Annotated in this window: 9 protein-coding genes; 6 read left to right on the forward strand and 3 right to left on the reverse strand. The window is 48.4% G+C overall.

What is annotated here, in order from left to right:
- Positions 1-4 precede the first annotated feature (4 nt).
- Positions 5-931: a riboflavin biosynthesis protein RibF gene (ribF, locus tag DWW90_RS11280; protein WP_122345040.1), complete on the reverse strand. Its 927-nt coding sequence runs from the start codon at positions 929-931 to the stop codon at positions 5-7.
- Positions 932-1,058: 127 nt separating this feature from the next.
- Here ribF and DWW90_RS11285 point away from each other — a divergent pair, with 127 nt between their 5' ends.
- The 5 genes from DWW90_RS11285 (at position 1,059) to DWW90_RS11305 (ending at position 8,890) form a co-directional block, all read left to right on the forward strand.
- Entirely contained in the window at positions 1,059-4,208 is a 3,150-nt protein-coding gene (locus DWW90_RS11285) for a hypothetical protein (RefSeq protein ID WP_122345041.1), read from the forward strand.
- Between the two features lie 28 nt (positions 4,209-4,236).
- The gene (locus DWW90_RS11290; RefSeq protein WP_115498913.1) at positions 4,237-4,779 is read left to right on the forward strand and encodes an RNA polymerase sigma-70 factor; all 543 of its coding nucleotides are present in this window, start codon (positions 4,237-4,239) and stop codon (positions 4,777-4,779) included.
- Between the two features lie 226 nt (positions 4,780-5,005).
- Entirely contained in the window at positions 5,006-6,226 is a 1,221-nt protein-coding gene (locus DWW90_RS11295; RefSeq protein WP_115498914.1) for a DcaP family trimeric outer membrane transporter, read from the forward strand.
- Complete coding sequence (gene rfbD, locus DWW90_RS11300) at positions 6,226-7,113, forward strand: dTDP-4-dehydrorhamnose reductase (RefSeq protein WP_122332122.1); 888 nt, start codon at positions 6,226-6,228, stop codon at positions 7,111-7,113. The genes DWW90_RS11295 and rfbD overlap by 1 nt, the downstream gene beginning before the upstream one ends.
- Positions 7,114-7,138: 25 nt before the next feature.
- Positions 7,139-8,890: a helix-turn-helix domain-containing protein gene (locus tag DWW90_RS11305; protein ID WP_122345042.1), complete on the forward strand. Its 1,752-nt coding sequence runs from the start codon at positions 7,139-7,141 to the stop codon at positions 8,888-8,890.
- Positions 8,891-8,972: 82 nt separating this feature from the next.
- On the opposite strand, the gene DWW90_RS11310 is transcribed toward DWW90_RS11305, so the two are convergent.
- Positions 8,973-9,983 carry an aspartate-semialdehyde dehydrogenase gene (locus DWW90_RS11310; protein ID WP_122345043.1) on the reverse strand — a complete coding sequence of 337 codons (1,011 nt, stop codon included), beginning with the start codon at positions 9,981-9,983 and terminating at the stop codon, positions 8,973-8,975.
- A gap of 131 nt (positions 9,984-10,114) precedes the next feature.
- Here DWW90_RS11310 and DWW90_RS11315 point away from each other — a divergent pair, with 131 nt between their 5' ends.
- Positions 10,115-12,451 (forward strand): lamin tail domain-containing protein, encoded by a 2,337-nt coding sequence (locus DWW90_RS11315; protein ID WP_122345044.1) that lies wholly within the window; start codon positions 10,115-10,117, stop codon positions 12,449-12,451.
- A 762-nt stretch (positions 12,452-13,213) separates the two neighbouring features.
- Here the strand turns inward: DWW90_RS11315 and DWW90_RS11325 are convergent.
- Positions 13,214-14,001 (reverse strand): Rpn family recombination-promoting nuclease/putative transposase (locus tag DWW90_RS11325; RefSeq protein ID WP_233547716.1); only part of this gene is annotated, 788 nt, incomplete at its 5' end.

Raw genomic sequence — 14,001 nt, forward strand, 5'->3', positions numbered from 1 at the left:
TTCTTTATTCAATTAATATTTTATCCACCGTCTCCCGGTCCCTTCTTAACTGAGCGATCAGTTCGTCGAGGGAGTTGAATTTGATGTCGCCTCGTACGTGGTTGATGAACTGGACGGTTATTTCGTTATTGTAGATGTCGCCGGAGAAGTTCAGGATGTTTACTTCTAACGTGATATTGTCTCCGTTGTCCAATGTCGGGCGGTTGCCGATGTAGAGCATGCCTTTGTAACGCAGTCCGTTCAGGTAGACCCAGACCGCATAGACACCGATCCCCGGAATGATCTTGAACGGTTCGTCCACTTGTATGTTGGCAGTCGGAAAGCCTAATTTGCGACCTACTTTGTAACCGCTGACGATACGCCCCTTCAACTGGTACGGGTAACCCAGCAGGCGGGCAGCCTCTTCCACCTTGCATTCCGTAAGAAGCCGGCGTATTTCGGAAGAACTGACAGCCGCTTCCCCTTCGCTGTATTGTGAGGCTTTTATGACCCGGATGCCGCAAGCTTCCCCGTAAGCGACATATTGCTCGAAGCCATCTTCCCGGTTATGTCCGAAGCGGTGGTCGTAGCCGATCAGCAACGTGCCGACCTGCAATTGGTTTGCCAGCACGGACATTATAAACTCTTTGGCACTCAGGCGCGACAGCTCGGGGGTGAAATCCAGTACGATGCAGTAGTCGATCCCCGTGGAATCAAGGTGTTTCAGCTTCTCTTCGAACGAATTGAGCAGCTTCGGCTGATAGTCCGAATGCAAGACTGCACGCGGATGTTCGGGGAACGTGATGACGGCGGAAGGCAATCCGGCGGCTTCAGCCACCTGCTTCAGTTCATGAATCAGAAAACGGTGTCCCAAATGAACCCCGTCAAAAAAACCGATAGTCGCTACCAGTCTTTTACCTTTCAATATCTCCGTGTCTCTAACAACTATCATCTCTGCAGCCTTAATACTTCTAATTAGGATGCACAAAAGTACATAAAAACTATGAGTTATAATAATACGGAAATAAATCGTACTTTTGGGAAGTAGTTTAAACGAAAAACATCACCATTAAGTCAGTATGAAAAAAACATGTATCCTTTTATGCCTGATGGCCCTTTCCGCGCTTCAGGTGTATGCTGTTTCTTCCTGGAAAGAGACAAGAACAGTCATTTTCACTCCTTCCGGAGGAGAAAAAGCATACCTTCTTCAACCCGGGCAAAGCCTCTCCGAGCCTGTATCTTTCGGTCAATCCGGAATCCCTGTGCGGAAGTTCCTGCGCGTGATTGGCGGTGTTCGGATGCCTGCACCCTTTCAAAGCAGAGGGGAAGAGATGTTCCGCAGGTCCGAGTTCTATATCGATGACAATCTCGATTCCATTATCCGGAAGAAAGACCGCTATTCACTTTACTTCAAAGGTGAAAACGATCCTTTCGAGCGTCATGCCTATTACCGTATTTCCGGCGAATTGTTGCAACCGTGCGAGCTGACAGTTACACTTCCGGTTGTAAAGAAACAAGACCTGTCCCTCTCTCCGGACGGTGATTTCGGCGTCGCGATCGAGTTGTTCTACCGGAAGCCGGGACGGGCTGCCGACGATATTTACGACAAGCCGGACTCTTTGCTTTATATGCCGGTTCCGGCCGGTACGGGAAAATATCAGGCGGTGTCGCAGACCTTCTCCTTGCCGGAGAATGTAGCCTGTGCTTTCCTCCGTGTTGGCGGCACCCGTTTCAGCGGCGAATGCTGGGTGGAAGCTCCCCGTCTGACGCAAAACAAGAAGGCGGTTTGTTCGATTCCTTTTACCAAGTTCGCCCGGAAGACGGACAATTATAATTACTGGATCGGTTGCAACCTGGCAACCCGAAGCTGGCCGATGTGGAAGCTTGAATTTGATGGCAAGACTGTTTTTCAAGGGAATATCTTTGACCGCGCCTCCGATGTCGCAGACTTCTATATTCCGCTGCCCGCCTCTGTGCAAGGGAATGGCGAGATCAGGCTGACGCTCCTGAAAGAACCTCACCGTGCCGCCTATGCGTATGAATTGCGCGGGTTGGAGCTTATAGAAGAGACTGCCCGCGACTACGAAGTGATTTCCGTGCCCGAATATGTGACGAAGAATGCCTCTTTTGGTATTTTGGTGGAAACCAACAAGCCGAATGTCTGCCTGAAAGTGAAAGCCGCCGGTGCGGTTACGCCGGCCGAACAGGAATGTATGTTTGAAGAGCCCGGCTTGCATGTCGTCGAATTGCGTGCCGGTGAAGCCGGCCATGCCGTCCCGTTAGTGTTTGACGACGGTAGCCGGACGGAGCAGGCGGAAGTGCGCCAGGTGATCGATAAGGAGGCGGAGCAGATTTATCTCTCGTCCGGCGATGAAATCTATATCGACAAGCAATATACGCCGTACGATTATTTCTTTAAATGGTATATCTCCAACCGGATCGGCAACTGGTATCAGTTCCGCCCGTCCTACCAATGGAGCGGCTTCCGGATTGCGGACCCTGTTGTGATCGGACATTATACCAAGCTGCTGGATCAACTGAAAATACCATATGCCTGGCAAGTGGAAGGTCGTACACTCGCAGGCAGCCGGATCAACCCGTCGTTGGAAACCCTCGCCTCTCCGATGTTCCGCGGCAAACAGGCGCATGAGAATGACGGCGGATATTATTACTGGCAACATTTCCTCTATCAGGGAGTGTTCTCCGACATGGCAGCCCGCAACCGCCCTTACGGCGGGATCTTTGCCAAGCATCGCCCGATTTATACCGACCATGGAATCTTTATCCATTATGATCCGGAAGGCGTGACGGATATGGCCGACGGCGCCCGCAAACTCGTTTCCAATTTCCGCTATTCGAAAGGAGAAAGCACCCGCCATACAGGGCCGTCCACCTTGTTCCGCTATCTGTATCAGGCCGGCTATAACTGGTTGGGAGCCGAGCAGATGTACGGGCCGGAAGAAGTCATCCTCTCTTCGTTGCGCGGAGCGTCGCGTGCATACAGCCGTCCGCTTTACGGCACGCTTCACGCCATGCAATGGGGCTCGGGACCGTTTACCGATCCGAAACATTCCCTGCGTTTGTACATGTCGCTGGCTGTTGCCTATATGCATGGCTCTTCCCATATGAATACCGAAGAGGCGCTGTGGACGGATGAATACATGAACGACCGCTATTCGGTTTCCGGCAAGGAGCATCTGTTCGCCCAGCATCAGATGCTGAACTTCGTGGAAACGCATTCCCGTCGCGGCGATCTGAAAAGTAACATAGCCGTGATCCAGGGGCGCAATGATGCCTGGAAATCTTTCGGGCGCGGCAGTTTGTGGTCGCAGAAAGGCGATAAATGGAAGTTCGATAAGGCCTGTGAAAGCTTCGACCTGCTCCGTGTCTTTTATCCGGATAATATCGTGGACGGATGCGGCCCGGAAGGTTGGTTCACTTCTACGCCTTACGGAACGGTCGACCTGTTGCCCGTCGAGGCTCCGCAGGATGTGATGAACCGGTATAAGGCGTTGGTATTCTTAGGATGGAACAGTTATGACGCGGGCGATTTCCTGCGTATCCGGGACTTTGTCTTCAATGGCGGGACACTTCTGCTGTCGGCCGCCCATCTGAATGCCGAACTGCAACCGGACCAGCCTGTCCGCTTCCCGGCCGATGATGCCGTTATCCGCGACATGTTGGGTGACAACTATCAACAGTTGACCGCTAAAACAGAGATCGCTTACGGCCTGGGCAAGATTGTCTATTTCCCGCAGAAAGTCTATCCGGCCGAAACGAACCTGCAAGCCGGTTATGTCGCAGCCATGAAAGAGATTGCAGGAAAAACCGCCGGCGAAGAGACGGACAAAGGCTGGATGGAAGCATCTCCTTCCGTCGGTTTTACCGCTTGGGACAGTCCCGGCCGCCGTACTATTTATTTGCTGAATGCCGATTGGTCGAGCGACCGGGAGCAGCGTCCGGCTACCTTTGTCTATAATGGCAGGAAATTCCCTGTTTCCGTCCGCCGTTATCATATTGAGACAATCCACTGTTCTGAAGGATTGGCTGTCATGCCGGCATCCAATACGACCGATGTCTTGTCTATCGAAAGAAATGGCAACGGCTGGACTGTAAAAGTGCAGAATACAGAAGGGGATGTGATTCAATGCATGAATGCGATTACCGGAAAGGTGGAATCTGTAAAATTCGATCAGCCAGGCATACACGAAGTGTCTGTTAACGAATAATTAAAGATTTTTGTCTATATTTGCAAGTATGGGTGACGCGTCTCAGAACATGGATCAGTATCAGCACATCTATATGGAGTATGCTCCGATGTTGATGCGTTTTGCAGAAAAGTTTGTTTCCGGCTTTTTTGCAGAAGATGTTGTTCATGACGTGTTCCTGAAACTGTGGGACAAGCAGGTATTCCGTCTGCCGGAGAACGATTTGAAGCGCGTGCTTTATGTCTCCGTCCGGAATGCCTGCCTGGATCATCTCCGCCGTGTGAGTATGGAGCAGGATATCATCGACCATCGCGCCCTCCAGCTCAAACTGGAAGAACTCGATTTCTTTGAGGCTTCCGACGAACTTTTCATGCGGCAGGATCTCTTGGACTTGTTGATGAAAAAGGTTGCCGAGTTGCCTGAAAGAAGCCGGGAAGTTTTCCGGATGTCTTATCTCGAAGGGCTGAAAGCGGCTGAGATAGCGGAACGCCTGGACTTGTCTGTCCGCACAGTCGAGAATCTGCTGTACCGTTCCCTGCTCTATCTGCGTAAAAACTGTTCAAATCTGTTCTTGCTCATTTTCCTGTTATAAAAGTTTCACATGTCATGATGCGCTGAAACTTTAGTTTCAAACAATTCCTCTCCTTGAAACTAAAGTTTCATGCCTTTGGAACAAAAGTTTCACGGGACGAAAATTTAGTTTCCTGCCTTGAAACTTTAGTTTCGACCGTCGACACTTTAGTTTCGAATAGAGTGATTTTATTTTTGTGAAAAGACCGAATCTTCCTTACCTTTGTAGGCAATTCGAACAAAAAGAAATGAAAAGATATTTACTACTTTTTGCGGCCTTGTGCGTGACGGTGGCCGGATATGCTCAGAAGAAGGATTTCTCTTATAAGTTTTACGGGCAAGTGCGCGGAGATTTGTTTTATAATTCGCGTGCTAACAGTGAAATCGTGGACGGATTGTTCCATCTGTATCCGAAGGACAAGAATCCGGATGCGGATGGGAAGGATTTGAATGCTACGGCAAACGGCAGTTTCTATTTGCTGTATTCCCGTTTGGGTGTGGACTTGAAAGGACCGAATATCGGGAAGGCTGTGGCTACGGCCAAGTTGGAGGCGGATTTTCGCGGTTCGGGTAGTAACTGGGCGGTTCTGCGCATCCGGCATGCTTACGTCAACCTGGATTGGGGGAAGTCGGCTGTGTTGATCGGGCAGACCTGGCATCCGCTGTTCGGAGATGTCTTTCCGCAGATGCTGAACCTGTCGACCGGGGCGCCTTTCCAACCGTTTAACCGTAGCCCGATGATTCGTTACCGGTACACGTCCGGTAAAGGGTTACAGCTGACCGGGGCAGCGATATGGCAGTTGCAATATCTCTCTGCCGGGCCGAACGGGAAGAGTGAGGAATATATAAAGAACAGCTGTATTCCGGAAATCTATGTTTCGGCCGATTATAAAGCGGACGGACTGATCGCCGGTGTCGGTATGGAAGTGCTGTCTCTGAAACCGCGTCAGCAGACAACGGTAGGCGACCATATATATAAGGTAAGCGAGCGGGTGACCGCCTTGTCTTTTGAAGCCCATGCCAAATATACGACGCAGGACTGGCTGGTTTCCGGCAAGACCCTGCTGGCGTCGAACCTGACACAGGCCTGTATGTTAGGCGGCTATGCCGTGACTTCGATAGACCCGCGGACGGGCGAGCAGGAATATACGCCTTACCGCCATTCCATGACCTGGCTGAATGTGGTGTACGGCAAGAAGTGGAAGCCGGGACTTTTTGTCGGCTATCTGAAGAACTTGGGAACGGGGAAGACGATCGCCGGGCCGACTTACGGTGTGGGACTGGATGTAGACCAGGTGTTTACAACCAATCTGCAACTCTCATACAATCTGCCTCACTGGAAGTTAGGGCTGGAATACAGCCCGTCGCTTGCCTGGTATGGCGATATGAATGCGAAGAACGGTAAAATAGAGAATACCCATTCGGTGACGAACCACCGCGTCTTGGGTGTCATGATTTATACATTCTGATGAAAAAGATATTGGTTGTCGGAGCAAACGGCTTTACCGGGCGGAGAATCCTGGATTGCTTTTCCGGGAATGAAGCCTATGAGGTGGTTGGCTGTTCCTTTCATCCGGATATCCGGCCCGAAGGAAAGCATACGTTTGTCCGGGTGGATATAAACGACTATCCCGCCGTCGAGGCTTTGCTCGACCATGTCTGTCCGGATGTGGTGGTCAACTGTTCAGCCCTTTCCGTCCCCGATTACTGCGAGCAACATCGCGAAGAGGCTTATGCGACCAATGTTTCGGCGGTCGGGAACCTGGCGCATTGTTGTGAACATCTGGGAAGCCGCCTGATTCACCTGTCGACCGATTTCGTGTTCGACGGGAAAAGCGACCGGCTTTATACGGAGGAAGATATTCCTGCTCCGGTCAACTATTATGGCCTGACCAAGTATCAGGGAGAACAGGCGGTTGCCGGGATTAGCAGTAATTATGCAGTCGTCCGTGTGGTTGTCGTCTATGGAAAGGCGTTGCCCGGACAGCATGGGAATATCCTGCAACTGGTCAAGAACCGCTTGGAGGCAGGGCAGGAGATACGGGTCGTTTCCGACCAATACCGTACGCCGACTTGGGTGGCGGACATCGCAGACGGCGTGGAACGGCTGATGCATACCGGCAATAACGGCATCTATCATATCTGTGGCGGAGAACGGCTCTCGATTGCTGAAATGGCTTATCGGGTAGCCGATTACTTCGGATTGGACCGCACTCTGATCCGTCCGGTTACGACGGAAGAGATGAACGAGGCGACACCGCGTCCGCGCAATAGCGGATTAAGTATCGAAAAAGCCATACGCGAACTGGCATATGCTCCGCATACGCTGGAGGAAGGATTGGGAGAACTTAAATAAATCCTATACATAACACTAACCTAAGATGAAGATGAAACAATGTATTTTATTTGTATTCTTTTCTCTTATTCAAATGAGCAGCCTTGGTGCTTCGAACAGCCCGGATAGTCTGTTTACGGATGAATATATCGAGAGTATCTGTCTCAATGAACCCAAGCGGGCGCTCGCTTTGCTGGATGAGGCCGAGCAGCTGAAAAAGATGCCGCCTTACCGGATTGACTATCTGCGTTGCCTGGTCTATCACAACGGTATGGAGCAATACCGGATTGCGCTCGATTATGCCAATAAAGCATACCACAGCGATTTCATCCAGAATAACCCTATGTGGAAATATAGCCTGCTCGATATGATGTCTAATGCCTGCTTGCAGCTTAGTGATTATGAGGCTTGCATCCGGTATGTTGTAGAGGGAACAAAGTCGGCACGGGAGATCGGTGACAAAAACGGAGAGGCCAATATGATGCTTATGCATGGAGAGGCTAAAAGGAAAATGGGATTGAAGGCGGAGGCCGAAACCTATTATCTGCAGGCGATCGGGATACAGAAGAAAGTCGTTGCTTCCACCCGCGACTGGCACGATATAGACGATCTTCTTTATTCATACGGGACGTTGATTTCGGCTTACCAGGAAGATGGGAAGTATGAGGCCGCAATCGGTCTGCTTCCGGAATATGAACGGCTGATGGATAAGCTGAAGAAAATGCCGGACTTGCCGGATGGGCTTTGCGATCTGCGCTATGCCAGTGAGTATGCCGCGTTTGCCTGTATTTATGCACAGAATGGGGAACCGGAAACAGCCCGGAAGTATTATTTGAAATATCTCGAAACAAATTATGCTTCTTCAATCGAAGGAGAACCTATCCGGATTGAATATTTGCTTAATAGCGGACAGTATAAGGAGGCGCTTCAGTATATCGGAAAGGAGAAGCAACGCTATGTCGACAATGATGAAACGATCAGCTTCGAATATTTGCGTTATGCCCTTGATTATGAGGACAGGGCACTGGCCGGACTGGGAGACTATAAGGCGCTGGCCGAAACCCGTAAGCAGATGCTTGTCGTGACTGATAGCCTGAACAGCAGAGACAAAGCCAATGCGGCTCTGGAGCTGTCAACCCTCTATGAAACAAATGAAAAGAATGAGCAGATACGGATACAGGCTGATAAGCTGTACCGGGAACGCATCTTCCTGATTGCTTCCTTGGTCGTACTTTTCCTGTCGCTGGCCGTCATCTCTTTTATTGTCCATAGTCTGCGTGCTACGCGAAGGAAGAACCGGATATTGGTGCAGCAAATTGACGAAATGCTGGATTACCAGGAAGAATTGCACCGGGCAAAGAAGGCTATGCTGGATTCGGCAGCCACGCTAACATCCGAAGAGTTGCCCGCCGGCACTTCTGATTCTGAGGAGCTGCCCGCCGGCACGTCTGAATCCGAGCGGAAACTTTTCGAGTTGATGGATATGACGATCGATAGTGAGAAAATGTTCTTGGATCCGGATGTTAACCGGGATGCGCTGATTAAGCGTTTCGGCATTCTCAAGAACTCGTTTGCGCAATTTATACAAACGTATGCCGGTACAAACTTCAACGGGTATATCAATAATAAGCGGATCGATTATTCCGTTCTCTTGTTGCGGGATGAGGCGAATTATACAATCCAGGCTGTTTCCGATGATTCCGGTTTTAGTAATGTCCGGACTTTCCATCGTGTTTTCCGTGATCGATACGGAATTACGCCTGCTGAATATAGGAAGAACATGACCCGGAAGGCATAAGGTCCGCATCAACCGGCGTGCAATAAAAAAGGTGTGACAGGATTTCTTCCGTCACACCTTTTTTATTATAAAGCGGATTATCTTATCCGATATTCTTCACCTTCAACAGATATTCAGCGATCTGTACGGCGTTCAAAGCGGCGCCTTTCTTGATCTGGTCGCTTACCGTCCAGAATGTCAGACCGTTCGGATTCGTAATGTCTTTGCGGATGCGGCCAACGTAAACAGGGTCTTTTCCGGCGATGAACAACGGCATCGGATAGTCTTTCTTTGCCGGTTCGTCCTGCAGGATGACGCCTTCGGCTTCGGCAAAAGCCTTGCGGGCTTCTTCCACGCTTACGGGACGTTCTGTTTCTACCCAGGTTGCTTCGCTGTGGGCACGCATAACCGGGACGCGGACACAAGTAGCGCTCACTTCGATGTCGGAGTGCATGATCTTGCGTGTTTCGTTGTACATCTTCATTTCTTCCTTGGTGTAGCCGTTATCCGTGAATACGTCTACGTGAGGAATCACGTTGTATGCCAGTTGGTAAGCGAACTTTTCCACTGTCGGTTCTTCGCCTTTCAACAGCTGCTCATATTGTTTTACCAGTTCAGCCATAGCTGTCGCGCCGGCACCGCTGGCTGCCTGATAGGTCGATACGTGTACACGCTTAATGTGCGACAGGCCCTCGATTGCCTTCAATGCAACGACCATCTGGATGGTAGTACAGTTCGGATTGGCAATGATACCGCGCGGACGATTCAGTGCATCTTCCGGGTTTACTTCGGGAACTACCAAAGGTACGTCGTTTTCCATACGGAATGCGCTGGAATTATCGATCATCACAGTTCCATGTTTTGTAATGGTTTCTGCGAACTCGACAGAAGTACCGCCACCGGCCGAAACAAAAGCAACATCGATTCCCTTAAAGTCGTCGTTATGCTTAAGCTCCTTGACGGTAATCTGTTTACCACGGAAGGTATAAACACGTCCGGCACTGCGAGATGAGCCAAAAAGCACCAGCTCATCCATCGGGAAGTTTCTCTCGTCGAGTACACGCAGGAATTCTTGTCCTACGGCTCCACTTACTCCTACAATTGCTACTTTCATTTTGAGCACTAATTAATTTGTTTATCGAAAAAATAGTATAACTTTACAGCGTGTATGAAAGCACAGTGCTTCCAATGCTACAACGCTTTGGGGTGCAAAGATATACAAATTATAAACAAAACTGTAAGACTATGAAACAATTTATTCTTTTTCTCTTCGTATTACTTCCTTTTTGTGTAAGTTCACAGGTAAATGAGATGTTTGACGGGCCGGAGATCGGCGTAGACTGGATCGGTAGAGATCGAGGACTATTTCATATCAATGCGGATGGCAGGCTTCAACTCAATATTAAACCGACAACGCCGGGCAGTGCTTCTATTGGGAAAGAAATCACCTATTCTTCCGATATGCAATGGGAATTTGATGTGTATATGCTGTATGCCCCGAGCGAGGATAATAAACTGTGCGTCTATTTGTATCAAGAAAGTCCCGATCGCTATTATTATGTCCGGCTCGGATATTCCGGTTCGAAGAAGTTTGGTTTGATGCGGTTTGGAGAAAAAGATCTGTTTGACCGCCAAACAAATGATTTTAAGAAAGTACCTGCGTTGCTGCATGTGAAAGTGACGCTTGAGGATAATAAGCAATGGACTTTATATAGCCGGACAGATGAAATGGCCGGGTACAAATTGGAAGGTAGCGGTAGTTATCCTATTGTAGAGCCACAGGAGCAGGGAAATTTAGTTTTTACATTCCATTATACAAAGACACGAAGTAATTTGTTTAGCATTGATAATGTTTATGTTTCCGACCAAATAACTCCGACTCCTCTCGAGCCGGAAGAAGGACCGGAAGAACCGGATCAACCGGATGAAGATATAAAGACTCCTTCTTTATCGGATTTGGAGCAAGAAAATGCGACTGAACTTCTGCTGATATTCCATGATCCTGTAGATCCTGTCCAATATCAAATTACTTTATCGGAAGTAGGCGATGCAGATGAAGTTTATATCTCAGAGGATAGTAAAATACTGAAAGCCGTATGGAAGGAAGCTTTGTTGAAAGGTCAAACTTATACTTTATATTATTCCGGAATATTTGATAAGTCCGGTAATGAGTGTAAGGGCGATACAACGTTCATCTCTGCTTATGGAGAGGAAAAGCCGGAACCGGGTAAACCCGGAACAATCTTGATTAATGAAATCATGGCAGATCCGAACGGACTGAAAGATTTAGCAAAAACGGAATATATAGAGTTGTATAATATGTCAGGGAAAGAGCTGTCGCTTAAAGGTTGGCAACTTATATATGGTAAGGAAAAACCAAAGTCGATAGGAAATGCCAGTATTCCAGTGGCAGGTTATATGGTTTTATACAGATCGGGAAGAGATATGAAAGTCGATAATCAAGGCATAGCTGTTCCGATGGATGATTTCCCTTCGCAATTGGCTAATGCTGGTAAGGACTTGCAATTATGGGATGCTTCAGGAAATGTGATCGATGAAGTAACCTATGCCAAAGCCACAGCCGGTAAATCCTGGGAACGTTCTGCCTCCGGTTGGCATCTGTCTACTGATCCTCGCGGCGGAACGCCCGGTTCTGTCAATTCCTCCCCGTCTTCGGACGAAGAGGAACCGCCTGTGGAACCGGATAAACCGGAAGAACCAGAGAATCCGGATACTCCGGCAGTCACAGATCCCATCCTGCCCGGTGAGATTGTCTTTAACGAACTGCTGCCGGATCCTTATGCCGGAGGCAGCGAATACCTGGAATTGTATAACCGTTCCGGCAAGCCCCTGTCTGTGTCAACTCTTTCCCTTGCGGTCCGTAAATCGGACGGAACGCTTAGTACCCGTTATCCTTTGGCCGCTATTGCCCGGAAGCTGGAAGCCGGAAGTTATATCTTGCTGACAAAAGATGTGGAAAGTGTTTCCTCTTTTTACGAGATCGCTGAACCGTCTGCACTTCATCAGCTATCCAAATTGCCGATTCTTGCCAATACGGCTTCTACTTTAGTATTGTTTCGTACCGCAGATGGAGAAGTGATAGACGAAGTTTCTTATTCCTCCAAATGGCATGCCTCTTCTGTTAAGAACCGGAAGGGCGTTGCTCTGGAACGCATCGATCCGGATGCCGCCACACAAAATCCGTCCAACTGGACCTCTGCTTCCGAAACGGCCGGCTTCGGCACTCCCGGCTATCTGAACTCCCAATATGGGAATCCTTCTTCCGAAGGTTCAACCGGGATAGAACCGCCTGTCTGGATAGAGGAATCCGGCAGTTACCGCATATCCTACCTGCTCGATCGGCCGGGTTATAACTGTCGTGCATTTGTCTTCAACACATCTGGCATACGTGTTGCCGAGATAGCCAACCATCAACTGTTAGGCACGTCCGGCGAACTGACTTGGAGCGGCATTGCCAACAGTGGCAGCGCACTACCACCAGGCATCTATATCTTTTATGCCGAAATCTACCATCCGGACGGAGTCGTGAAACGCTATAAGAAAGCGTTCCTTATACGGTGATAATTTAAGTAGTTGATTAATAAATGGCTTTATGTTTGTCGAAGATATTGGAATCTCTTACATTTGTAATGTCTCCGATAAACATAGAGCATTAACCGAAATACCGTTCGTTGAAACGAAACGGCAAAAGAGAGTTTGCGGCGGAGGGCTTATTGTATAAAACGCGTTTTTCAGGGTAAAAAAACATCCTAAACCAAACAAATGCTAATCCACTTTTCAGCTGTCAAAAAGGAGCTTTTTCCTATGATCCGGAACCTAATCGCCATGAAGAGGGACTTTATCGCTCTGACCCGGAACTTTGTTGCCCTGAAGTCGGACTTCATATAGCACGAAGTCAACCTTCAGAGCGATGAAGCGTTACTTCAAGGGAATTTTCTGCGCACCTCACGGCAATAGACCCCTAAAATTTCCTTGTGATATTTGGAACGCCGTCCGTCTTCGTTCGCAAATATTCGATTCTCCGGGAGTTAAGCTTTATCACTTTGTCGACATTTCCATCTTTCGGTAATCAAATTGTACGCTTTTCGCAATGGACTCGGCACCTCATTTTATCTGTTGTCAGCCGAGCAGGTCAAAACAGTGAAAAGAGTCAATCCAAAATCGATCAAGATTTCGGACAAAATAGAAAAACAGTCGAAACAGGGGGTTAATGTATATTTTTTAATTTGCAGAAGGTCCAAAACCAAGAAAAACTGAAACAAAATCAGCCGGATTATTGTATGTTCAACAACCCGGCTGATTCAATTGGTTAGCATTGATAAATCACAATCCGTTAATTTCCTCTACCGACAAACCGGTACATTGCGCAATCGTTTCAATATTGATCCCCTGTTTTTTAAAATTGGCAGCAATAAAACGTTGTTCTTCGATTTTGCCTTCTGCTTTACCTTCCGCTTTGCCTTCTGCTAAACCTTCTGCTTTGCCTTCTGCTTTGCCTTTCTCCATCCCATCTTCAAAACTCGTGTCGAGTGCTGCAGAAAGGTCGCGCTCGACGGAAAGGCTCAGTTCATATTCCAAACGTTGGTCAGGGGTCATGCGCTCTACCTCCACAATGCTTTTAAGCTTGCGGAATATCTGATTGTTCAGTTCTTGGGGTAATCGTTCCATGATCTCGATGTTATTTAAAACGTATAACCACTTCTTATAAAGCGTGTCGCACTCATGCAAAGGTAATACAAATTTTGGCATTTCAAGATAGATTTCATTCAGTGTTTCGCTGAAAGGAATTTTCAGCTCCCGGTCCATGCGTACAATGTCCCAGCGGTATTTCTCCGGACGGGACGGATCCATGATATAATTCAAGACACAGACAACGTAGACTTTATTGATCTGATAGTTCCACCGCTTGCGGATATTTTCGTCCGGTTCTTTTTCTAACTTTTCCTTTACAATCATAGACTGTTGCTGAATGGCGAACGAAGCATAATACAACACCCTGTCGGAAAAATACTTCTGACGGCTTTTCTGCATCTCGCAAATGAAGACTTCTCCTTTTTCGTTTTCGCAAAAGATATCGAAAACGGCACGTTGCTGATCCTGCTTCAAACCGA

This window comes from Parabacteroides sp. AF17-28, from assembly GCF_003479205.1.
GTDB classification, from domain to species: domain Bacteria; phylum Bacteroidota; class Bacteroidia; order Bacteroidales; family Tannerellaceae; genus Parabacteroides; species Parabacteroides acidifaciens.